Genomic DNA, 23,825 nt, shown 5'->3' with positions numbered 1-23,825 from the left:
AGCTCCAGCGCCTAGCCCCTCGAGGTCATAAGCCAATCCGTCCAAAAGGTTAAAAAGCAACCTTTCGGCCGGCTCGTCTTATGCTTGTCGGGGCTGACCAAGGCGCTTGCGCTTTTCTAACAAAGGTAAGAAAGGAAGGATTCGTATGAAGGTTATTCAAGAAAAGTTCGGTCAATTAAATGATCAAACGGTTCATTCTTATACACTAGTTAACAACCACGGTATGGAACTAACATGCATTAATTACGGTTGTATTATTACAAAAATTATCACTCCTGACAAAAACGGGAACTATGAAAACATTGTTTTGGGATATGACAGTTTAGAAGAATATGTAAAGGGAAGTTATTTCTTCGGTACAGTTGTCGGACGTGTAGCCGGCCGTATAAAGGGCGGATCGTTTGAACTTGACGGAAAAACCTATACCCTCGCAAAAAATGAAAACAACAACCATCTCCATGGGGGGAATAAAGGGCTCGATAAGGTGATTTGGAATGCTTCTGTAATAGAGAATGACGAAGAAGTGAGTGTTCAATTTTCCTACCTGAGCCCTGATGGTGAAGAGGGTTACCCAGGAAATGTAACGATAAAGGTAACTTATACACTTAATAATCAGAATGAACTAACCATCCACTACTCAGGAATCTCAGATGAAAAGACTTTATTAAATATGACCAATCATTCCTATTTTAACCTAAGCGGAGATATTAAAAGCGATGTGCTTAAACATTCTCTAAAAATTAAGAGTGAGAAATTCCTAGAATTAAATGATGAGTTACTTCCAACTGGAGAGTTGCTAGACGTTAAAGGAACACCATTTGACTTTACTAGTGAACGCTTGATTCTAGCAGGTGTAGAATCAAGTCATCCACAAAACCTTTTAGCAGGAAATGGGTATGATCATCCATTTTTGCTATCATCCAACCATGACCAAGAAATTATTCTTACAGATTCCGAGAGCGGACGTACATTGACCATTGAAACCGATGAGCCAGGAGTGGTAATTTACTCTGGAAATCAAATGAAAGAAGAAGGCGAGATTTACGGTGTCCCATCTCGTAAATACCTCGGAATTTGTTTAGAAACGCAAGGGCTGCCTGACGCGATTCACCATCCGAACTTTCCTTCCTGGGTCTTAGAAAAAGACCAAGAGTACACAACTGTAACCAAGTATAAATTCGGAGTTGCAGCTAAATAAATTGGTTAAAGTAATATAGATCGAGAGAAAGGTGATTAATTATGTCTAAGGTTGAAACATTAAATAACCCCATTGTCGAGCAGCGCGCTGATCCATGGGTTTATAAACATAAGGATGGATACTATTATTTCACTGCTTCCGTTCCGGAATATGACCGGATTGAAGTCAGAAGGTCAGCTACGCTCCAAGGTTTGGGTGAGGCAGAACCTGTTATTGCTTGGAGAAAACATGAAGAAGGCCCAATGAGCGCCAATATTTGGGCACCTGAAATTCATTATATTGATGGGAAATGGTACATCTATTATGCGGCTGCGAGGGCAGATGAGATTTTTGACCATCGGATGTATGTTATTGAAAATGATTCCGAGAACCCGCTTGAAGGAACTTGGGTAGAAAAGGGTCAAGTAAAAACGGACTGGGAGTCTTTCTCTCTGGATGCTACGACATTTGAGCATAAGGGGCAAAGATATTATGTATGGGCCCAAAGAGATCCTAAAATTGTCGGAAACTCTAATCTTTATATTGCTAAAATGGTCAATCCATGGACAATCGAAGGACCTCAAGTGATGCTTACAAAGCCCGAGTATGATTGGGAAACCATTGGCTTTTTAGTAAACGAAGGTGCGGCAATCTTAAAGAGAAACGGGAAGATCTTCATTAGCTATTCTGCAAGTGCCACAGATTACAATTATTGTATAGGCCTCCTTTCTACAGATGAAAATAGTGATTTATTAGACCCTGCATCGTGGGAAAAATCAGAAACAGCTGTATTTCAAACAAATGTAGAAAATAGTCAATACGGACCTGGACATAACAGTTTCACGGTATCAGAAGACGGAAGCCAAGATATTCTGATTTATCATGCTCGTAACTATCGGGATATTGAGGACGACCCATTATGGGATCCAAACCGCCATACTCGGGCTCAAGTGTTTACTTGGAACGAAGATGGTACACCCAATTTTGGTGTGCCAGTTGCCGATGCAAAATAACAATGTATTGCCGACATCATGTTTGGAAGGAAGATTACGATGGTAAAAGTAACAATCGAAGAGGCAAAAACAGCACAGGATCTGATTATCGAGCAGAGAGCGGATCCATGGGTTTATAAACATACGGATGGATATTACTACTTTACCGCATCTGTTCCTGAATATGACCGTATCGAGGTTAGACGTTCAAAAACCATCCAGGGTATAGCTGATGCAGAACCTGTTACCGCTTGGAAAAAGCATGAAACAGGATCATTGAGTGCTCTGATTTGGGCACCTGAAATTCATTATATTAACGGCAGCTGGTACATTTATTACGCTGCTGCACCATCAAAGGAAATAATCGATGGACTTTTTCAACATCGCATGTTTGTCATTGAAAATAAATCCGCTAACCCATTAGAAGGCACATGGGAGGAAAAAGGGCAGATCAAAACCGATTGGGAATCATTTGCATTAGATGCCACAACATTCGAGCATAAGGGCCAGCAATATCTTGTCTGGGCACAAAAGGATCCGAACATCCGCGGCAATTCTAATTTATATATTGCTCCATTAGAAAACCCTTGGATGATTAAAGGGCCGCAGGTAATGATTGCTAAGCCGGAATATGATTGGGAAACCATTGGGTTCTGGGTAAATGAAGGGCCAGCCGTACTAAAAAGAAACGGGAAGATTTTTATTTCCTACTCCGGGAGTGCAACCGATGAGAATTATTGCATGGGTCTTCTGACTGCAGATGAATCAAGTGATGTGTTGGACCCCAATTCATGGAGCAAATCGAAAGCACCGCTATTTAAAACCAATTATGAAGCTGGCCAATACGGACCAGGACATAACAGCTTCACAGTTTCTGAAGATGGAAGCAAGGATATTCTTGTTTATCATGTAAGAAACTATACAGAAATTGTGGGCGATCCACTTTATGATCCAAATCGCCACACTTGTGCAAAAGAGTTTACTTGGAATCTGGATGGTACTCCAAGCCTTGGTTCTCCTAACTAAGCAACAGGAATGTGCACAGATTAAATAGTTACAGATAAAAAGGTTCATATCTTTTCTTTGATATGAATCTTTTTCAGTAGAGAGTGAAGATTAATTATGGGAAATTCAATCGAGCAAAATCATAGAAATATAACGTTACTCGCAATTACCTGGCCCATTTTTATTGAATTGCTGCTGCAAATGATCATGGGGAGTACAGATACCATTATGCTGTCTCATATTTCTGATGATATTGTCGCAGCAGTTGGAGTCGCCAATCAGCTTGTGTTTTTTTGCATTTTGATATTTAGTTTTACTGCAACTGGGACAGCTGTTCTTATTTCACAGTATTTAGGAGCTGGCTTTAGGGAAAGCGCTAAACAAGCAGCTGCACTCTCTTTATCAATCAATCTGGTAATTGGCTTAGTAGTAAGCTGTTTAATGATAATCTTTAAGGGACCTCTATTAGAGTTATTCCATCTTAAAGAGCATCTTGCCGCAATAGGATACGAGTATCTTTCCATTGTTGGCGGTACCTTATTTTTACAAGCACTCTTAATTACTGTTTCCTCTATTCTTAGGGCAAATGGATTCACAAGAGAGGCCATGTTTGTATCAATTAGCATGAATGTGATCCATTTAACTAGTAACAGTATCGTTATTTACGGGTTATTAGGATTCCCTGAATTGGGAGTGAAAGGGGTAGCTCTCTCAACAGCCTTTAGCAGAGCATCGGCTCTCATTATTGGGTTTATACTCTTGTACAAGCGGCTGCCCATAAGAATTAAACGGGAAGATTATCTGGATATCGATGGGACAATTATTAAAAAAATCTTAAAAGTTGGCATACCTGCTGCAGGGGAGCAGATTAGTTATAATACCAGCCAAATGGCAATGACTGCTATTACTGCTATTCTTGGAGCAGCAGCCTTATCAACTCGTGTTTATACTTGGAATATAATGTCCTTTATAATGTTGTTTGGATTAGCACTGGGGCAGGGTACACAAATCTTAATAGGATACCGTGTTGGAGCGGGGAATTATGAAGGAGCCTATCAGCAATTATACAAAAGTCTTAAACCAAGCTTTGTCATCTCTATTTTAGTTTCGATTTTTATTGCTTTTTTCAGACAAGATTTAATGAGTTTATTTACGCATAATAAAGAAATTATTCATACAGGCAGCACGTTACTATTATTATGTTTAATCCTTGAACCAGGAAGAACCTTTAATTTAATTGGGGTCAATTCACTTCGGGCTACTGGGGATGCTGCTTTTACTGTTAAAATGGGGGTTCTCCCCATGTGGGGGCTTGCTGTTCCAATATCCTATATCCTAGGAATCCATTTTGGGCTGGGTTTATCTGGAGTATGGACTGCCTTTATCGTAGATGAATGGTCTAGAGGTATAGTTATGTTCTTTAGATGGAAGAGCAGGGCATGGGAGAAGAAAGTATTAGTGGTAAATCAAAAATCTAAAGTTATAAGTTCCTAATCTAGGAAAAAACTTAAAATGGAGGAAAGTAATATGAAATATCGGAGACTCGGAAATAGTGGTTTAAAAATTAGTGAAATTGGTTTAGGAAGCTGGTTAACCTATGGGAAGGCTGTCTCTGACAGTACGGCACATGACTGCATTCATAAAGCATATGAATTAGGTATTAATTTTTTTGATACAGCTAATGCCTATGAAGGAGGAAAGGCGGAGGAGGTCCTAGGCGAAGCACTAAAGGTCTATCCGAGAAGCAGTTATGTGGTTGCTACGAAACTCTTCTTCCCAATGGGGGATCGGCCAAATGAACGCGGTCTATCAAGGAAGCATATCATTGAACAATGTGACGCTAGTCTCAAGCGGCTCGGCCTGGACTATATTGATTTGTACCAATGTCATCGCTTTGATCTAGAGGTACCAGTTGAAGAAACACTATATGCTTTAGATGATTTAATCAGGCAAGGGAAAATATTATATGCGGGAGTAAGTGAATGGAGTGCCGCCCAAATTGAAAACGCGGTGGGTATTGGTAAGGCCAATCACTTAAGGCCGATTATTTCAAATCAGCCAATCTACAACATGTTTGAGAGATACATAGAAAAGGAAGTTTTGCCGGTTTGTACGGAAAAAGGTATTGGACAAATTGTCTTTTCACCGTTAGCCCAAGGGGTTTTAACAGGGAAGTATAAACCTAATACAGAAAAGCCTGAAGACAGTCGGGCAGCGAATGATTCGACTAACTGGGTCATTAATAGCTATTTCAGAAATGATGTTCTCGAATGTGTGCAGCAATTGAATGGTGTGGCTGAAGAGTTAGGTGTAACATTAAGTCAGCTGGCACTCGCTTGGATTCTTCGGCATCCTAGTATTAGTTCAGCAATTATTGGGGCCAGCCGTCCACAGCAAGTGGAGGAAAATGTTAAAGCGGTTGATCTAGTATTAACTCAGGATGTATTGGATGCAATCGAAAACATACTTAATGTAGTAAAAGATTTTGCTCCGTTAAGGTAGATGACATTGTATTAAACTATTTTAATAGAAAAAAGGTGGAATCTATGGTAGCTATTTATAAAAGTGGAGAAGAATTAATGAATGAGGTGAGGAAGACAAAGATTTACGGAGAATCTGTTTCCTTTTGGAATTTAGGTCAAGCCGGTATCCTCCTAAAGGGAACAGAAGATGACGGGCTCCTTTGTATCGACCCTTATTTAAGCAAGAGTATTGAAGAACGGGACCCGAAGACTGAATTTAAGAGAGCTTTTCCACCGGTTGTTTCCCCGGCAAAGCTTCGAGACTTAGCTGGTGTTTTAGTTACACATGGACACGATGATCATTTAGATCTAGCAAGTATTAAAGAGATTGCAAGAGTCTCAGACTCCGTGTTTGCAATCCCAGCACCGCATATCTCGTTAGTTCAAGAACATGTGGAAAATAAATATATACATGCAGCCCATCATGGTGAATCTTTTTCTATTAAAGGTTTCAAGATTACACCCATTCCTGCGGCCCATACGGAATACGAAACAGATTCATTTGGAAATCATCAATTCTTAGGGTATTTCATAGAGGTCAACGGTATTCGTCTATTTCACAGTGGAGATACAGTAGTGACACCAGAACTGATTGAAAAAGTAAAGGATTTTAGACCGCATATTGCATTCTTGCCAATAAATGGAGGAGATTATTTCCGCACTTCCCGAGGAATTGTTGGGAACATGAGTTTTAGAGAAGCCGCTGACTTTTCTGTAACCGTTGGGACAGATCTAATTGTTCCCATTCATTTTGATATGTTTCCAAATAACCGCGAGAATCCTGCTTATTTTGTCGATTACTTATATCACCAATATCCAAACCAAAAATTCCATATGATGGTTCCAGGTGAAAGATTTATTTATCATAAATAACTATTTTAAAGGGCATGCAGACATTGCGTGCTCTTTTTCTTTAGTTTTACTAATAAAATTTACCGTCCAATATTGTAAATATAGGAANNATTAATAAATTTATTAATTATTATTAAGGTGGAGTTACTTCATGAATTTAGATATATCTGAACAATCACTTCCTGTTTTTGAAGCGCTTGCAAGTAAGGTGAGAATGAAAATTATTCACCTTTTGGCTGAACAGCCTAGAAATGTAAAGGAACTTGCACAAAGCTTAGAACTTACCAGTGCGATCATGACTATGCATGTTAAGAAATTAGAGAAGGCAGGAATCATCCAGACGGAATTAATCTCTGGTAAAGGCGGACTACAAAAAAAGTGTTATCTTGTGACTGAAAAAATGGAAGTATTATTTCCTTCAAAGGAACGTGAACTAAAGAAATTTCATGAAACAGAAGTGTCAGTTGGTCACTATACTGATTTTTCCATCGAACCAACTTGTGGAATTGCCACCACTGACAGGATTATTGGAGAATTTGACGATCCAAGATACTTTCTCCATACTGACAGAATGAGTGCCAAAATCTTGTGGTTTGGGAAAGGGTATGTGGAATATAAGCTTCCTAACTTCCTGCTGGGCAATCAAGACCCAAGCGAACTTGAAATTTCCTTAGAGCTTTCATCTGAAGCACCATTTACGAACAGTAATTGGCCATCTGATATCCATTTTTACCTAAATAATGTCGTATTAGGGAAATGGACAAGTCCCGGAGATTTCGGCGATAGCAGAGGTAAATTTACACCTGACTGGTGGCCTAGTGAAGTTAATCAATATGGATTGCTTAAACGGCTCCGCATAACATCTGACGGTACCTATATTGATGGACTAAAGATATCAGATGTTAGTCTTGATGATGTAAACATTCGTGAGAAGCAATGGACATTTCGGATTGCCGTCCTTGAAGAGAGCCAAAATGTCGGCGGGGTTACTCTATTTGGAACTGGCTTTGGCAATTATAATCAAGATATGCGTTTCCGCCTCTATTACAAAGATAGTGAATTAACCAAAGAAGAGACAGAAAAACTTTCATAAAAAAATCGTATGGATACAGGATATCCATACGATTTTTTATGAAAAACTATTGAGCTAATTTTGTCACCTGTCCAGGAGTAAGGGCCCCATTATAAACCTTCAATTCATCCATTAAGCCTTTGAATGGGGTATCCCACCAGTTGACTCCTAGGCTGAAGCTGGCATTGTTTGTCGTAAAAATATTCGAGAAGTTTGTACCTGTAAACTTTTCAACACCGTTCACGTACACCTTAATCGTTCCGTTATCAACAGTAAATGCTAAATGTGTCCATTCACCGGTCTTAATCTTTAACCCTGAAGAAGCATCGTACCATTTGGCACTGCCAGACCAGACCATCGTGTTCCCGCCGGCTGGACCATTTGGAACAAGACTGACCCAGTTGTTAGGGTCTGTTGCGCCAAAGAAGGTGGTGGTATACATGGTTAATTGTTCAGGTTTTAACCATAGTGATACAGAATATTGGTTGCTTGAGATTAATCCGTTTGGTAAGCGAATACCAGAGGCACCATTAAAGACGGCCGCTTCGCCGCTTTTACCAGCAGCGTAAGAAATAGTCCCGCCCGTATTATCAATTCGATTACCAGTAATGCTTCCTGGCCCAAAAGTACCCGTTTTCTCATCAAGGTTATTTTCAAAGGAATATTGAGCTGCTAAGGCTGCCTCTTGATAGGGAAGTACCTTAATGTTAAAGACTTTTTGGTCGGTTACAGCCCCTTTAGTAATCGTTGCCGTAAGGGTAGCTGTAACAGGTTCTGAACCTGCTTCTGGACGAGTAATAACCCCAGTATTCGTTACAACATCTGCATTTGTAGTTTCCCAGGAGATTGTTGTGTGCCGGGTACCATCTGTTGGAAGTGTCAAATTAGAAATAACGTTCTCAGTGTCACCGAGATTTAAATCATTTACAACATCTGCTGCTACTTCCTTGTCAGTTTTATCTGCCAGTTTACTTCCCCAAACGGAAATTCCTTCGTTTGAAAGGGCAGTAAATGTCATTACATTACTCTTTGAAACAGGGTCCCACTCTCGGACAAATACACCGTTATAAGTATGCCCATCGATAGTTAATTCCGCTAAGGTGTGGCTGGTTTTCTTCCATGAACCAGTTACATCACCAGTAATTGTACCATCCTCATTTAATCGAATGTAAACAGATTTATTAATCGCAGCTGAATAATCTTTTCCTTGGTTAATAAATTGATATTCCCCAATGAGGTCTTGTCTATTCACCTTGTCTAAAGTTTCACCTGTGTAGCGGTACGGCGCAACCACTGGCCAGCCGTCTTTATTCATAAACATCTGGTGAACACGGACTTCATGATACTCTCCTGATTGTGGAAAGCGGCTGTGGAAAATCAAGAATTGCTGCCCAGTTTTCGGATCTAAGTAAACAGAGTTGTGTCCTGGAGAAAGATAGCCTACACCGATTCCTGTTCCAGAGTCGCCAACTTTTCGTTCAAATAAGAAGTTCCCCATGATTTTATTTCCATAAGGAGTATTTGCAACATCACTTGGTAAAACGGCATTTTGTCCGGAAGCATCTACATAAGGACCATCTGGGCTCTTAGAACGGAACTGTCGCATGTTATAGCCTCCGTCAGCCCCTAACCAGCCATACGTTACATATAAATAATAGTAGTCAGTGTTCTTATCATAGATTACATAAGGACCTTCACCGGATTTGTAATAGCCGCCAGCAATTTTTGTTCCGAAATAACGGTCAACCAGGCGGCCGTCGGCTGTCTTACTTTCCTTGCCAGGATAAATGGCCTTACCTGTCTTTTCGTCGATTTGCAGTACATAAATTCCGCCAGACCAGGATCCGTAAGTCATCCACAGTTTTCCATCTTTATCATAGAACACAGTGGAATCAATGGCATTTGGATAATTATAATTATTGTAAGATCCATTCGTATTAAACCAATCATCGCTTGGACCTTCTAATGTACCGTTATCGACAAGCTGCTTAATATTTGTATTGGTCCACTTCTTATTCACAATACTGTTGGCATCCTTCGCATCATTTTTTGTAAAACCAGAATATACGATGGTATCTACATATTCGTAAGGGCCTTCAATATTTTGTGAGACGGCAAAGCCAATCGCAGAACGGATATACGTAGAGGAAGTACTATAATAAATCATGTAGGCTCCTTTTTTACCGTCCTTATTTACATAGTCTTTATTAAAGAAAACATCCGGGGCCCAAACCGCGAAGCCGCCTTTACTATCTGAATCGTTTTCACCGGCCCATTTAAAAGAACCAGAAAGATTCTTTGATAAATCTCCATATATAACATTGTTTGGCGTTGTATAACCATTCGTAAAGGTTTGCCAGTGAATTAAATCAGTTGATTTGGCGGCCTCAATATGGGAACCGAACACATAAAACGTATCACCATCTTTTACAATGGAAGGGTCATGTACGGATACATTTTGAAAATGAGGATCCTCACTTGGATAGTCAAGGTTGGGTTTATTGCTATTCTCACTAGGCTTTGGATCGGATTGAATTGTATCCGCCCCAAAGGCAGCACTTGGAATCATTAATAGGAGTGTTAGGAACATAAATGCAAATTTTTGAAACATGCGTTTACTCATAAAAATTTCTCCTCTCGTTATGTATTCTAAAAATTGTTAAACTCATTTCTAGTAAGAAACACCACCTAACCAATGAATAGACCGGAATTTAACCGCTTACAAATCGCTGTAACATTAGCAAAAGTATTAATATATTAATAATAATATAAATTAATGAAATCCTCATGGGTCTTTTAACTCATTTAGTAATAGATAGTAATAGGGATGCAAATAGAAGAAAACTAGAAATTTATTGTAAATCATCAAGATTCCCTACTTTTTATAAATTTTTTTTGATAATATTACTATTAACTAGTTAATTGAAATATTTACGAAAGGGATGGGAAATTACATGGTTAAGACGGAACATTTTGGAGGTGTTAACTTTTATGAAATTGATTGGAAATTACAAGGCGATTTATGGGCACATGATCCGGTAATTGCAAAGGAAGATTCTCGTTGGTATGTATTTCATACAGGAAGCGGTATTCAAATAAAAGCTTCAGAAGATGGAGTCAAATGGAAGCAAGTCGGTCCTATTTTTACTTCCTTGCCAGAGTGGACAAAGGAATATGTACCAGAAAAGGACGAAGATAGTATTTGGGCACCGGACATTTATTTCCATAACGGTGTTTACTATATTTATTACTCTGTCTCGACCTTTGGAAAAAATACTTCTGCCATTGGTTTGGTAACCAATACAACGCTTAATCCCGAAAATCCAGAATATGAGTGGAAGGACAGGGGACATGTGATCCATTCGACTGAATCAGATGATTATAATTGTATTGATGCCAATTTAATATTTGACGAGGCTGGCCAGCCATGGTTGAATTTTGGCTCTTTTTGGTCTGGAATTAAGCTGATTAAATTAGATCCTGAAACCATGAAGTTGGCTGAAAACGCCGAATTACTGTCTATTTCAAGTAGAATGGAACAGCCTAATACAATTGAAGCACCGTTTATTGTATATAAGGAAGGATATTATTATCAGTTTGTATCGTTTGATTTTTGCTGCCGCGGTATTGAAAGTACGTATAAAATTGTTGTCGGCAGGGCGAAGGAGATTACCGGACCATATTTTGATAAAGACGGGACATCGATGATGGAAGGAGGCGGAACGTTGATTGATGCAGGAGATAAGCGCTGGATAGGTCCTGGTCATTGTGCGGTCTACTTTTCTGGAAACTCGAGCCTCCTTGTGAATCACGCCTACGATGCCTTGAAAAAAGGAAAACCAACCTTGCAAATTCGACCATTATATTGGGGAGAAGATGGATGGCCGCATATTTAAGTTTATGTGAAAGTAGAAAAACTCACCAAAACTGTCTTTTGGTGAGTTTTTAGTCTGCTGTTTTTAAGGCATTTTGAAATCCTCAGTAATAAAGTAAGTTTATGTATCTAAGTATAATAGCTTTTACTCCCTATTCAAGGGTATCCGATGATAGGCTTGTCGATATTCGGTTGGAGTAACTTTTTCGTACTTTTTAAAGAGTCGCATAAAATATCTTTCGTCATTAATTCCGATTAAGTGGGCGATTTTTCCAATATTCATATTTGTGCTAATGAGTAAATCTTTAGCTTTTGATAATTTAAGAATATGGATATATTCTTGTACGTTCATGCCGGTATTAGTTTTAAAAAAACGAGATAAATAATCCCTATTATAATTAAAGGTTTTAGCAATAGAGTTAGTGGAAATATTATTATCCAATGCATTTACACGAATCCATTCTAATATTTTTACGAGTTTGCTGTCTGAATACGTGCTATTTAAAGGGTCCTGAAAGTTAGTAATGGTTTGTTCGGATAATTCTATAAGTAAAGAGGTGGTTAGATAACTGGCTGCATAACGATTAAAGTAGTTTGCATGTGCTACATCCAATATTTGATTACATAAGATATTGATTCTATCAATCCGTTTTGGGGTTGAATAGATGGGTAATAATATTGAATGATTTGATTCCTTGGCGTAAGGATTAGATTGAAGGATTCTAGCTTGGTTTCCCATAGACATCTCATCCATTATTGTTAGATCGTTCGGCAAAAGTACATGAAACCAATAGAAGGAAAGTCCTGCCTGGCACTCCTTATAGCCTAGGTGAAGCTGATTTGGCAGCACAAATAACACATCACCCGGTTTAACCTCATACTCTATCCCATTACATTCCATATATAGTATTTCATTTATGCCAATGATAATTTCGCAAAGAGGCATTGTTCGTTTCATATGAGTAAAAGGTTCAGTGGAAATTAATTTACCACCAAGAACAAATTCAATTGGGGAGCTAACATTCATTTTTAGGTATTCTGTCATAAATTTCTCCTCTTCATTCCTGAAAGATATCATTCCCCTATTCTTCCTATATTTACTTATTACACTATCATAATTATATATTTTTATATAGTCAATTTTGTCCACTAAATATACTTTGTTGGTTACTGACAGTATACTGACCCAATGTTATTCTTAAATCAATGAATGTAAGTGTTTACAACACGATTGAGGGCGGAAGAAATAAAAAGACTATAATAGGGGAGGTATATTTCGGAAGTGAAGGATAACCATTATTAATGGAATAAAGACTGTTGACTTTAGTCAGGAAAGTCCATTTATTTGATCTGCTTTTGAAGAGCAATGACTACGTGACGATGATTTTGAAAGGGGTAACAGAGAAACCAATTGTAGAGGTTTTTTGTACAGGTAGTAAAATTTTATATGGGCAATTCTACAAGAAAACATAAAGATTGTTTCTATAATTCATAGAAAAGGAGAAATCATATGAGAAAGAAAAAGTTTGTAAAAGGTTTTTTGGCACTGTCATTATCTGCATCTGTATTAGCTGCTTGTTCCAATGATAAAGCATCTACGGATGGAAAGGCAGCAAGCGGCGGTACAACAAAAGATGGTAAGGTACAATTAACGGCCCTTATTACAAAACATCCGTTAACACAAGATCTTTCAAAAATGGAATGGTTAAAAGAAGCAGAAAAACGTGCTGGTGTGGAAATTAAGTGGCAGCAGGTTACTGCTGACTGGGGGCAGAAAAAGGGGACCTTACTTGCCAGCGGCGATATTCCTGACTTAATTGTAGGACCAAACGCCATTACTGACGCAGACTTTGTCCAGTATAATGGCTTATTTGAGGATTTATCTGATGATATGAAGAGTCTTCCAAATGTTGAGAAAATGTTTGAAGAAAAACCTGAAACAAAAGGAATTGCAACACAACTTGATGGGAATATTTATGGTCTTCCTAAGTACCAAAGATTCTGGCCTGGTACTGCAACCAGGATGTTTATTAACCAAAAATGGTTAGACAAAGTCGGGATGAAGATGCCGACAACATGGGATGAATTATATGATGTTTTGGTAGCGTTTAAGGAAAAAGATCCTAACGGCAATGGAAAGCAAGATGAAATCCCAATGGACTTTGGAGCAAACTATGCCGGATTCTTTACACCTTCCATGCTGCTTGGAAGCGAGGGAATTACTTTAACAGATGCCGCTCCTTTTGGTTACTTCGTGGAAAATGGCAAGGTTAAAAACTATCTTCAGGATGAGCGATACAAAAAATTAATTGAATTTTTGCACAAATGCTACGCAGCAGGCTTAATTAATAAGGAAGTGTTTACTCAGGATTACACTAAATTTCAATCCGTTGCTCGTGGTACTGGGGATGTTGCAAAGGTTGGATTTAGCTGGGGCTGGGAAGTGACAGACCGATTTGGTAACCAATTGGCACCTCAATATACTTCAATGCCACAACTAAAGGTATCTGCTGATTCTACCGCTAAGTTATCTTGGGACTACGATTATAATGCATTAAACTATGGTGCAAACATGGTTTCGGTATCTGCGAAGAGTCAGCATAAAGATGCAGTATTGAAATTTATTAATGAATTGTATGATCCGAAAGTAAGTATGCAGGTGTTATTTGGTTCACTAGGCACCAATATTGCGGATAACGGGAACGGTACATACAAGGTATTACAGCCGCAAGATTCGAAAATGGATCCGGGTACATGGAAATGGACTTCTACTTGGGCTGATAACGGACCAATGTATATTTCCGATGATTTAAAATTAACTCTCGGAACTGATATGCAATCTGTGGGTAAACAAACAGAACCTCTAGATCCTGTTTTAAATTCAATCGATAAGAATAAAGACCTTCTACCTAGTATGTTTATGAAATACAGTAAAGAGGACAATTCCAAATTAAGTTTAAACAATACGAACCTTGATACCTTAGCCAAAGCTAAATTTTCACAGTGGATCACTAAAGGCGGCATTGAAAAAGAGTGGGATGGCTATTTGAAAAATGTTAAGAAAACAGGTTTAGAAGACAACCTTAAAATTATGCAAAAAAACTACGACAAATATATGAGCAGTCAAAAGTAAACATTTATAGGAAGATGCTATATCACCGTAGAGTGGTGTAGCATCTTTTTAAAATAAAGGAGGTATCATTTTGTGGCCTTTTTGAACCCCGAAACCAAGAAAATCAGTGGGAATATGCCCAGTGTACCAAGTACACGATTATCTAGGAAAACAAGTTTATTAAATGCTTTAAAACGAGACTATCAATTATGGATTATGATACTGCCAGCTATTGCGGTCATCATTATATTTAACTATATCCCCATGTATGGAATCCAATTAGCCTTTCGTGATTTTGATTTTTCAAAGGGGCTCACTGGAGGAGAATGGCGGGGATTCTATTACTTTGACCAATTCATCCATAATTACGCGTTCAAGGATTTAATGACAAATACGGTTTTTATTAGTTTAGCATCCATAATCCTAGGGTTTCCTGCCCCGATTATTTTAGCTTTGATTATTAATCAGGTGGTTTGGAAGAAGTCAAAGAAAACCTTACAAACGACTGTATACTTGCCGCACTTTATCTCAACGGTAGTTATGGTAGGTTTGTTAAATGTTTTATTGTCTCCAAATACCGGTATAATTGGACATTTAATGAATTCAATCGGCCTTGGGGATATCGATTTATTAGGGTCAACTAAGGCGTTTATTCCAGTCTATGTACTTTCTGATATATGGCAGCATTGTGGCTGGAACAGTATTATCTATTTGGCAGCCCTATCAAGTGTAGATCCTCAATTATATGACTCTGCTAAAATTGATGGAGCAAGCAGATGGCAAACGATTCGGTATGTCGATCTGCCCGCTATTATTCCTACTATGATTATCCTTTTTATTCTTAGTATGGGGAATGTTCTGAACACAGGATTCGAAAAAGTCTTTTTAATGCAAAATCCATTGAATCTTCCAGTATCTGAGGTTATTGCGACCTATGTCTATAAGATTGGTATTATTTCTAACCAATTTAGTTATTCTGCAGCCATTGGATTATTTAATACTCTGATAAATTTTATTTTCTTAATAGGCATGAATTTTATTGCCAAGAGGTTCTCCAATATCAGCCTGTGGTAAATGTCTTATTTTGGTTCAAACAGTGACCCTAATAGAGAATCAGCATATGGCATACTAAACCCCAGTAAGGAGGAAAAGTCGTGGGGATTTTTAAAAAAGGTAAATCCACTTCAGATATCATTTTTGATTCTATCATCTTGGTATTATCTGCTTGTGTATTTTTAATCATTGCTTATCCGCTGTATTTCGTTGTTATTGCCTCTGTCAGTGATTCTACACTTGTTTCAACTGGTCAAGTAACACTTATTCCGAAAGGATTTAGTTTATTTGGATATAAGGAAATCTTTCATGATTCAAGGATTTGGGTGGGCTATAAGAATACCATTATTTACACCGTCCTAGGAACGTTTGTTAATTTATTGTTTACCTTGCCGGCAGCCTATGTCCTATCAAGACAAGAATTCAAGGCAAGACGTGTCATCATGATTATTTTCATCATTACCATGTTTTTCAATGGAGGATTAATTCCAACCTATTTGTTAATGAAAGACTTGCATATGACAAATACCATGTGGGTTTTTATCATTCCTTTCTCTGTGAATGTATTTAACCTTATTATCACACGAACGTTTTTTGAATCGTCTTTACCAAAAGAGCTGTTTGAAGCAGCACAAATGGATGGCTGTACCCATTTTCAATTTTTTGGAAAGGTGGCACTGCCTCTATCAAAAGCGGTAATTTCAGTTGTCGGGCTCTATTATTTAGTTGGGCACTGGAATGACTTCTTTACTGGGCTTGTGTACATTCGTGATTACAGTTTGCAGCCGCTTCAAATTGTCCTTAGAGATATTCTTGTATCCAACCAAGTATTCTCTGAAGGGGCAGGATCTGGTGGTGCAGCAGGCGGATACGCCCAAAAGTATGCAGACCAGGTGAAATATGCTGTTATAATTGTTTCCACCTTACCAATCTTACTTGTTTATCCATTTATCCAAAAATATTTTGAAAAGGGCGTAATGATTGGTTCTGTAAAGGGATGAGACAGAGGATTAAAAACAAGCGACATGCTTCAGTATATTGTTAGCGTATAGCTATCGATTCGATCGATAGCTATACAAATATTATTCTATAAAGACACTGAAGGAGAATACATAATGAAAAACGTTACATTATTAAATGGGATTTTTAAAGAGTCACAAGAAAAGGGCAAGGAGTATTTGATATATCTCGACGTTGACCGGCTAGTGGCGCCTTGTTACGAAGCGGCCTCCCAAACTCCTAAAAAACCTCGTTATGGCGGCTGGGAATCTACTCCAATTGCCGGGCATTCCATTGGGCATTGGCTTTCAGCCGCTGCTACGATGTACGCAGTCACAAAAGATGATCAATTAAAACAAAAAATGGACTATGCCGTCAGCGAATTAGCTTACGTACAAAGCCTTGATGACAGTGGATATGTGAGCGGCTTTACACGCAGCTATTTTGATAAAGTCTATACAGGAGACTTTGAAGTGGAAAATTTCAGTCTAGCTGGCGGCTGGGTGCCTTGGTACAGTATTCATAAAATCTATGCGGGGCTGATAGATGTTTATCGTTTAACGGGTAACCAAAAGGCATTGGAGGTTGTGACTAGGCTCGCAAATTGGGCAAAGAAAGGAACAGATAACCTCAATGAGGAGCAGTTCCAAAGAATGCTTATTTGTGAACATGGTGGAATGAATGAGGCAATGGCCGATCTCTATACGATTACTAAAAATGAAGATTATTTAAAGCTTGCTATCAGATTTTGCCACAATGCGATCTTGGAGCCTCTTTCAAGAAACCTGGATGAACTAGAGGGGAAACATGCTAACACTCAAATACCAAAAGTAATCGGCGCTGCAAAGCTATATGAAATAACTGGAGATGAAAATTACAAGAACATGGCCGTTTTCTTCTGGGATGAAGTAACCAAAAACCGTTCTTATATTATTGGCGGGAACAGTATAGGTGAACATTTTGGACCTATTAATAAGGAAACACTGGGGATCACAACTGCGGAGACGTGTAATACCTACAATATGCTGAAACTAACGGAGCGCTTATTCGCTTGGGATCGTAAGAGTGAATATATGGATTACTATGAAAGGGCTCTATACAATCATATCCTTGCCTCACAGGACCCTGAATCAGGGATGAAGACCTATTTTGTAAGTACACAGCCAGGTCATTTTAAAATCTATTGTTCACACGATAACTCATTCTGGTGCTGTACGGGGACAGGAATGGAAAATCCTGCTCGTTATACAAGAAACATTTTCTATAAAAATCATGAAGATTTATTTGTTAATTTATTTATTGCTTCTGAACTAGTAATAGAAGAAAAGAAGATAAAGCTTAAACAAGAAACAGATTTCCCAAGGTCCAATCATGTGCGGTTATCCTTTGAAGAAGCGAAAGACGCATTCCTAAACGTCCATATCCGGGTTCCGTCTTGGGTGAATGGTGACATAACCGTCTTGGTGAATGGTGTTAAAGCAGCTGCTAATGAAAAAAATGGCTATCTTGAAATTGGAAGAAAATGGAGTAGTGGAGATACGATTGAATTTTCACTTCCTATCGGTCTTCATACTTATACCGCAAAAGATAATCCAAAAAAAGTGGGAATTATGTACGGACCTGTAGTATTGGCCGGGGCTCTGGGCAGAGAGAACTTCCCGGAAACGGATATTTTGGAAGATCACCTAAAATTAAATAATTATCCAATAATTGATGTGCCAAGTCTTGTTGCTGACAAAGGAAATTTGACTGACTGGATCAAACCTGTTGAGGGAGAACTATTAACGTTTGAAACGACAGAGGTCGGCCAGCCTGGTAATAGGAAAGTGACTCTTATTCCGTTTTACGATCTGCATCATCAGCGTTATACCCTATATTGGAATCTAATGAATGAAGAAGCTTATAAAACGTTTGTAGATAAAGAAAAAGAAGAACTTGAACGATTAAGAGCCATTACTGTGGATGTGGTCCAGCCTGGTGAACAACAGCCGGAAATTGAACATGGAATTCAAAGCAGCAACTCCAACACCGGTTACTTTAATGTGGTCGAAAGGTCTTGGCGTGACAGCCGTGGGGAAGGATTTTTCAGTTATGAAATGCAGGTAGAGAAAGATAAGCAAATGTATCTGCAAGTGACCTACTTTGGTGGTGATAAGACACTTTTCGCAGATGGGAAAGTATTTGAACGTGAATTTGAAATTCTGATTAATGGACATTTAATCGCTTCACAAAAACTAACTGGAAAACATGCAGATGGTCTTTTTGAAATGTACTATAAAATCCCATTATCATTGACTAAAGAGAAGCAAAAGGTTGAAGTTAAATTTCAATCTCGTGAAGGCAAGGCAGCAGGCGGAGTCTATGGGGTTCGAATCTTAAACTCTATATTGGGTTAAGGATGGATTAGAACTATTAATATGAGAGCATATTGTGGAGGTTCTCATCTCTATATTGCCTGTATAAAATGTGTAGGAGAATCTATATAAAAACTTTAATAGAATTGGGTGGTAGAAATGAATATATTAGATACGAGATTTTACGCGGTAGTTGATCGGCTTTCCAATCTTTTTATATTGAATATCTTCTGGATTCTTTCTTGCCTTCCCATAGTTACCATAGTACCTGCAACGACAGCTATGTTTAGTGTTGTCCGGCAATGGCAGCTCCATCAGGATACAAGTGTAGTTAGAAATTATTTCAGATACTTTAGAGAAAACTTTAAACAAAGTTTTCTCATCGGCCTAATTTGGACGGTCATATCGGTAATATTGTATTTGAATTATTTTTATTTGAATCAAGACCAAACGGGTGCAAGATTCATTATATTGATACCTTTATTATTAATAAGCTTATTGTTTACAGGTACTTCTGCCTATTTGTTTTCAGTTATATCCCATTATGAAATGACTTGGAAGAGAGCCATTACCAGTTCCTTTTTTATGGCGATTGCCAACTTTCCGATTACCTTGATTATGATGGGTGTGTTTATCTTACTTGTAGCTGTACTAATGTACCAGCCTGTTTTTACTTTAATTCTATTTAGTATAGGAGCGTATGTTAATTTTTTTCTTTGTAACCGTGTCTTTCGAAAAATGGAGCTTTCCGGAGCTAGTGATCATTTATCTCATGTTAGTAAAAAATATCTGCCCCTATAAATAACGAAGCACTCGCCATTTGACGGGTGCTTCTGTTCATTTGTGAAGCCAAACTATTTTATTTGCATTATCGTTTCAGTTTAGTAAAATTTAATGGTATAGGATGTTAAAAGTAGTAGTGAAAGATAAAGGAGCTAATATATGGCTAATAAAAAGAAAAATGAGAAAAGTGGTAGTAATTCATCAGCGAAGTTTACCTTTTGGGTCATTGGATTAGTGGTGGTCTGTCTTGCAGCGTTTATCTTTTTAGGTAATCATAACAAAAAACAAGAAACGACCGAAGTAAGTAAAATTGATTATACGAATCAGCCTTATCTTGGAGAAAAGAAGGCACCAGTATCGATTATTGAATTTGGTGATTATAAATGTCCAAATTGTAAGAACTTTGCCACCAATGTGGTACCTGTTATTGAAAAAGAGTTGGTTGACACCGGAAAAGCAAAATTTTATTTTATGAACGATTCCTTTATTAATACTGATTCGATTCGATCAGCTAAATTTGCTGAATCGGTCTTTAAGGAATTGGGAAATGAGACATTTTGGAAATTTCATGAGCTCCTTTATAAAAAACAACCAACGGATTCTAAATATGAAAAAATGGATGTTTTTACAGAGGAATTTTTAACCAATACATTGAAAGAAGTTGCAAGCGACCAAGAAGTGGCTAAGGTTGTCAAAAACTTTCAAGCAAAAGATAGTGATGCTGCTTGGAACAAGGATATGGATTACGCTGAAAAATTGGGCGTAACCGGTACGCCAACCATTTTTGTAAACGGGGAAATGTTTAGTGGTCAAACCATCGATGACTTAAAGAAAATGGTAGAGGAAGCGGCAAAGGGGAACCAAAATGAATAAGCCGTTGCTGCTGTCCTGGGTGGCGGCCATCATCGCTACACTTGGCAGTCTTTATTTTAGTGAAGTTATGCACTTTATTCCTTGTACCCTTTGCTGGTATCAACGCATCTTTATGTATCCGTTAACGATTATTCTAGGTGTTGCCTTCTATCGAAATGACCAGGGGATATATCGGTATGTTCTCCCATTGTCAATCATTGGGATGCTGATTTCTGGGTACCATACCCTGCTCCAGAAGATCCCGTATTTACAGCAATTTGAAATGTGTACAACCGGTGTACCATGTTCTAAGGATTACATAAACTGGCTAGGATTTATCACCATCCCAATATTGGCATTTATTGCATTTACACTGATAACTGTCAGCTTATTAATCCTAGCTCGCAGGCAAAGAGCTTAATGGAATAATAAAAAGGAGCGAAAAAATTAATTTTTTTTCGCTCCTTTTTTCTTAGAAGGTTTTAATCAAAAATTAGTACATCCAAGATGCACCAACGATGATTAAAAGAATAAACAATACAACAATTAAAGCGAAGCCGCTGCTGTGTCCGCTCATGTAATCCACCTCCTTTCTCGATTTAATATAATTTATGAAGGAGACAGGGAAGGTGAAATGGACAAGTGCATAGAATTAGAAAAAATCATCAAAATAGTTACTTTATCCCTGTCTGAAGAAGGTCCTGTGCATGCGTTACAGGGCCGCTTTTTTTGCCATAAAATTGTCATATTTACATTGTGTGAAAGGCATAGTTGGTATGAAAAGTATGATGTATCCTACAAAGGAAAGGTGAGTGATAAATATGAATCATGGGAAAATTTTTGGAACTACCAGTATGGGAGAAAGAGGACAAGTGGTCATTCCATCCGAAGCAAGAGAGGAATTAGGAATCAAAACAGGGGAGAAATTTGTTGTCTTTGGTGATGCCAGGAAAGGTACGGTTATTCTTGTTAATTCAGAAATCATGAATAAGTTTGCTAATTTCTTTTTTAACAATTCCAAGCGATTTGAAAGAATAGCGAAAGAGATATTTGATAAGACCGAAACAGAAGTAGAGGAAGAGGATAAGGAGGAATAGTTAACGTTATGAATGAGTCCATCAGTATACCACGCAGGCTTGTCCCGTGGGGCTAGAGATGAAAGGGGAGGACAAGAATGCGTGAAATGATGCGCTTACTGTTCAACAAAAGATTTAGGACCACCTTTTTTATGTTTGCAGGGTTCCTTATGCAATTTTGGTGGCTGGGAAAAACGAAGAAATTTTTACATAAAGAGACCTCCGCTAAAAGGTACAGAGCGGTCTATGCTTCTCAAGCAAACAAATTTACTGAAGCAGCTGTCAATATGGGCGGTTTGATTATTAAACTGGGCCAGTTTGTCAGTTCAAGGGTAGATATTTTGCCTAAAGAATATACAGATATACTATCACAGCTTCAAGATTCAGTCGCACCCGTGCCAGTCGAATTAGCAGTCAGCCGGATTGAAGAGGAATTGTCAGGTACAGTTTTTAACCTGTTTACCTCCTTTAATTTAAAACCAATTGCTGCGGCATCACTTGGACAAGTACATCGAGCTGTCTTGAAAAATGGTGAGAACGTTGCTGTAAAAGTGATGCGCCCAGGAATTGAAGCGACCGTAGCATTGGACCTGGCAACATTGAAGGTGTTAACTTCTCTAGCCAGTCGTTTTACCAAGATTGGCAAATTTGTAGATTTAAAGGATGTTTATCAAGAGTTTGAGGAAGTCATCACGGAGGAACTAGATTATCAGAAAGAGGCAAAAAATCTCGAGGACTTCCAAACATCGTTCCAGGAGTTTCCGGGTGTTACGACCCCGAAGGTTTATTGGGAGCTGACAACAAGGAAAGTACTAGTCATGGAGTTCATCGAAGGTGTCAAAATTAATGAAATGGCCCATCTTGAGGAAGCTTCTATTAGTAAGAAGAAATTAGCGTCCATTTTGTATCTGTCTTACTTAAAGCAGCTGCTGGAAGATGGAATCTTTCATGCCGACCCCCATCCGGGAAACCTATTGGTAAAGCAGGATGGTACGCTCAGCTTTATTGATTTTGGTATGGTTGGAACCATCTCTGATTTGATGAAGGAAAATATGATCAAGCTGGCCATGTCCATTTATCTGAAGGATGCGGGCGGAATTGTTGAAGCTTTTCATGAGCTTGGTTTTTTAAAAAAAAATGCTGACCGGTCACTATTAGCCCAAAATATTAAGGTAATTCTGTCCGGATTCTCTGAGGGGAGTTTTAACTTCGAAAAAATTAGTAACAATGGTTTTCTTGAAGAGCTGCGAGAATTTTTATATGAGCAGCCGTTTCAGATTCCATCACGGATGACTTTTTTAGGGAAGGCGATAATGACGGTTTTTAGTATTTGTCGTGGTCTGGATAAGGATTTTGATATCGTGGCAAATACAAAACCATATGTAGAAGATATAATGGAAAGTAATAGCGCTAATCCTGCAAAGGATACAGCGATTGACCAAGTCAAAAATATGTTTTTTCAAGTAATCCCGGCCGCCCGGAAGGTTTTCACGCTAATAAATCAATTAGAATCTGGAGAGCTGCGCATTCAGCCATCTAAATCGTTTGAAAAAAAAATCCTTAATCAACAGTCAGCTCAAACAAGGAAAATAGTCTTGGCTGTTTTAGGAGCAGGGATATTAATCGCTGGTTCACAGATCCTGTCACAGAATCAAACCTTAGGAGTTGTGATGATGGCTGGGGGAGGCTTATTTACCCTTTTACAGGCTAGGATGAGACCAAACACGAAACGAATAAGGGTACATCCAAGACCGCCGTTCGTGAAAGAATAGAACTAGTATTTTTACCATTTAAAAAGGCTGGCCCTGCTATCGCTTTGGGTCAGCCTTAATGTTCGTCTTCTAATTCATTGCGTCATAAACAGCCTTCGTTTGTTTGTTCACGCCATACCAGCCCCAGGTAGCAGTATGACCTTCTCCTGTGCTCGGATTATCAATTACAAATTCGTAAACTTTGATAATGTAATCTCCGTTTGCTGCATCATGGTCATAAACAATTTTTACGTTTTGGCTCGATTTAATATTTAGATGTTCTTTAACAATCTGTACAGCCTGCTCGTGGGTAAGCGTTTTGTTCGCGACTTCTTGTTGCTGTCTTTGCTC

At 38.4% G+C, this 23,825-nt stretch carries 20 protein-coding genes and 1 pseudogene; 17 read left to right on the top strand and 4 right to left on the bottom strand.

Annotation, left to right across the window (positions count from 1 at the left end; genetic code table 11):
* The first annotated feature begins 145 nt into the window (after nucleotides 1-145).
* The 7 genes from V7266_RS04050 (at nucleotide 146) to V7266_RS04020 (ending at nucleotide 7,641) form a co-directional block, all read left to right on the top strand.
* A complete protein-coding gene (locus tag V7266_RS04050) occupies nucleotides 146-1,198 on the top strand; it encodes an aldose epimerase family protein (protein WP_335466005.1) in 1,053 nt (350 codons plus the stop codon).
* Nucleotides 1,199-1,239: 41 nt separating this feature from the next.
* Nucleotides 1,240-2,190 (top strand): glycoside hydrolase family 43 protein, encoded by a 951-nt coding sequence (locus V7266_RS04045; RefSeq protein ID WP_335466003.1) that lies wholly within the window; start codon nucleotides 1,240-1,242, stop codon nucleotides 2,188-2,190.
* A gap of 39 nt (nucleotides 2,191-2,229) precedes the next feature.
* Entirely contained in the window at nucleotides 2,230-3,195 is a 966-nt protein-coding gene (locus V7266_RS04040) for a glycoside hydrolase family 43 protein (RefSeq protein WP_335466000.1), read from the top strand.
* 96 nt (nucleotides 3,196-3,291) lie between these two features.
* Nucleotides 3,292-4,668: an MATE family efflux transporter gene (locus V7266_RS04035; RefSeq protein ID WP_335465998.1), complete on the top strand. Its 1,377-nt coding sequence runs from the start codon at nucleotides 3,292-3,294 to the stop codon at nucleotides 4,666-4,668.
* Nucleotides 4,669-4,701: 33 nt separating this feature from the next.
* A complete protein-coding gene (locus tag V7266_RS04030) occupies nucleotides 4,702-5,676 on the top strand; it encodes an aldo/keto reductase family protein (protein WP_335465996.1) in 975 nt (324 codons plus the stop codon).
* Nucleotides 5,677-5,720: 44 nt separating this feature from the next.
* Nucleotides 5,721-6,569, top strand: coding sequence for an MBL fold metallo-hydrolase (locus V7266_RS04025; RefSeq protein WP_335465994.1), 849 nt, complete (start codon nucleotides 5,721-5,723; stop codon nucleotides 6,567-6,569).
* 130 nt (nucleotides 6,570-6,699) lie between these two features.
* Entirely contained in the window at nucleotides 6,700-7,641 is a 942-nt protein-coding gene (locus V7266_RS04020; protein WP_335465993.1) for an ArsR/SmtB family transcription factor, read from the top strand.
* 46 nt (nucleotides 7,642-7,687) lie between these two features.
* Here V7266_RS04020 and V7266_RS04015 read toward each other — a convergent pair whose 3' ends face one another.
* On the bottom strand, nucleotides 7,688-10,243 hold the full coding sequence (locus V7266_RS04015) for a LamG-like jellyroll fold domain-containing protein (RefSeq protein WP_335465991.1): 2,556 nt from the start codon (nucleotides 10,241-10,243) through the stop codon (nucleotides 7,688-7,690).
* A 331-nt stretch (nucleotides 10,244-10,574) separates the two neighbouring features.
* Between V7266_RS04015 and V7266_RS04010 the strand changes: the two genes are divergently transcribed.
* A complete protein-coding gene (locus tag V7266_RS04010) occupies nucleotides 10,575-11,516 on the top strand; it encodes a family 43 glycosylhydrolase (protein WP_335465990.1) in 942 nt (313 codons plus the stop codon).
* Nucleotides 11,517-11,639: 123 nt separating this feature from the next.
* Here the strand turns inward: V7266_RS04010 and V7266_RS04005 are convergent, their stop codons facing one another.
* Nucleotides 11,640-12,539, bottom strand: a complete 900-nt coding sequence (locus tag V7266_RS04005; protein ID WP_335465989.1) for an AraC family transcriptional regulator — start codon at nucleotides 12,537-12,539, stop codon at nucleotides 11,640-11,642.
* Nucleotides 12,540-13,004: 465 nt separating this feature from the next.
* Between V7266_RS04005 and V7266_RS04000 the strand changes: the two genes are divergently transcribed.
* The 7 genes from V7266_RS04000 (at nucleotide 13,005) to V7266_RS03970 (ending at nucleotide 21,068) form a co-directional block, all read left to right on the top strand.
* Nucleotides 13,005-14,627, top strand: a complete 1,623-nt coding sequence (locus V7266_RS04000) for an extracellular solute-binding protein (RefSeq protein ID WP_335465987.1) — start codon at nucleotides 13,005-13,007, stop codon at nucleotides 14,625-14,627.
* Nucleotides 14,628-14,741: 114 nt separating this feature from the next.
* On the top strand, nucleotides 14,742-15,680 hold the full coding sequence (locus tag V7266_RS03995; protein WP_335466106.1) for an ABC transporter permease: 939 nt from the start codon (nucleotides 14,742-14,744) through the stop codon (nucleotides 15,678-15,680).
* Between the two features lie 116 nt (nucleotides 15,681-15,796).
* The gene (locus tag V7266_RS03990; RefSeq protein WP_420491318.1) at nucleotides 15,797-16,660 is read left to right on the top strand and encodes a carbohydrate ABC transporter permease; all 864 of its coding nucleotides are present in this window, start codon (nucleotides 15,797-15,799) and stop codon (nucleotides 16,658-16,660) included.
* Nucleotides 16,661-16,774: 114 nt separating this feature from the next.
* On the top strand, nucleotides 16,775-19,054 hold the full coding sequence (locus tag V7266_RS03985) for a beta-L-arabinofuranosidase domain-containing protein (protein WP_335465985.1): 2,280 nt from the start codon (nucleotides 16,775-16,777) through the stop codon (nucleotides 19,052-19,054).
* A 117-nt stretch (nucleotides 19,055-19,171) separates the two neighbouring features.
* Nucleotides 19,172-19,813 (top strand): YesL family protein, encoded by a 642-nt coding sequence (locus tag V7266_RS03980; RefSeq protein WP_335465984.1) that lies wholly within the window; start codon nucleotides 19,172-19,174, stop codon nucleotides 19,811-19,813.
* 141 nt (nucleotides 19,814-19,954) lie between these two features.
* Entirely contained in the window at nucleotides 19,955-20,668 is a 714-nt protein-coding gene (locus V7266_RS03975; RefSeq protein WP_335465982.1) for a DsbA family protein, read from the top strand.
* The gene (locus V7266_RS03970; protein WP_335465981.1) at nucleotides 20,661-21,068 is read left to right on the top strand and encodes a disulfide oxidoreductase; all 408 of its coding nucleotides are present in this window, start codon (nucleotides 20,661-20,663) and stop codon (nucleotides 21,066-21,068) included. Before V7266_RS03975 ends, V7266_RS03970 begins: the two co-directional genes overlap by 8 nt.
* 72 nt (nucleotides 21,069-21,140) lie before the next feature.
* On the opposite strand, the gene V7266_RS03965 is transcribed toward V7266_RS03970, so the two are convergent.
* Nucleotides 21,141-21,224 (bottom strand): YjcZ family sporulation protein, encoded by an 84-nt coding sequence (locus V7266_RS03965; protein WP_335466103.1) that lies wholly within the window; start codon nucleotides 21,222-21,224, stop codon nucleotides 21,141-21,143.
* 244 nt (nucleotides 21,225-21,468) lie between these two features.
* On the opposite strand from V7266_RS03965, the gene V7266_RS03960 reads away from it, so the two are divergent.
* Nucleotides 21,469-21,744 carry an AbrB/MazE/SpoVT family DNA-binding domain-containing protein gene (locus V7266_RS03960; RefSeq protein WP_335465979.1) on the top strand — a complete coding sequence of 92 codons (276 nt, stop codon included), beginning with the start codon at nucleotides 21,469-21,471 and terminating at the stop codon, nucleotides 21,742-21,744.
* A gap of 77 nt (nucleotides 21,745-21,821) precedes the next feature.
* Nucleotides 21,822-23,495, top strand: coding sequence for an ABC1 kinase family protein (locus V7266_RS03955; protein ID WP_335465977.1), 1,674 nt, complete (start codon nucleotides 21,822-21,824; stop codon nucleotides 23,493-23,495).
* A 69-nt stretch (nucleotides 23,496-23,564) separates the two neighbouring features.
* Here V7266_RS03955 and V7266_RS03950 read toward each other — a convergent pair.
* Nucleotides 23,565-23,825: pseudogene (locus tag V7266_RS03950) on the bottom strand (hypothetical protein); the annotation flags it as partial.

Origin of the sequence: Neobacillus drentensis, assembly GCF_036965645.1 — a bacterium.
Taxonomy (GTDB): Bacteria; Bacillota; Bacilli; order Bacillales; family Cytobacillaceae; genus Neobacillus; species Neobacillus drentensis_D.
This window is presented reverse-complemented; position numbering and strand designations above follow the sequence as displayed.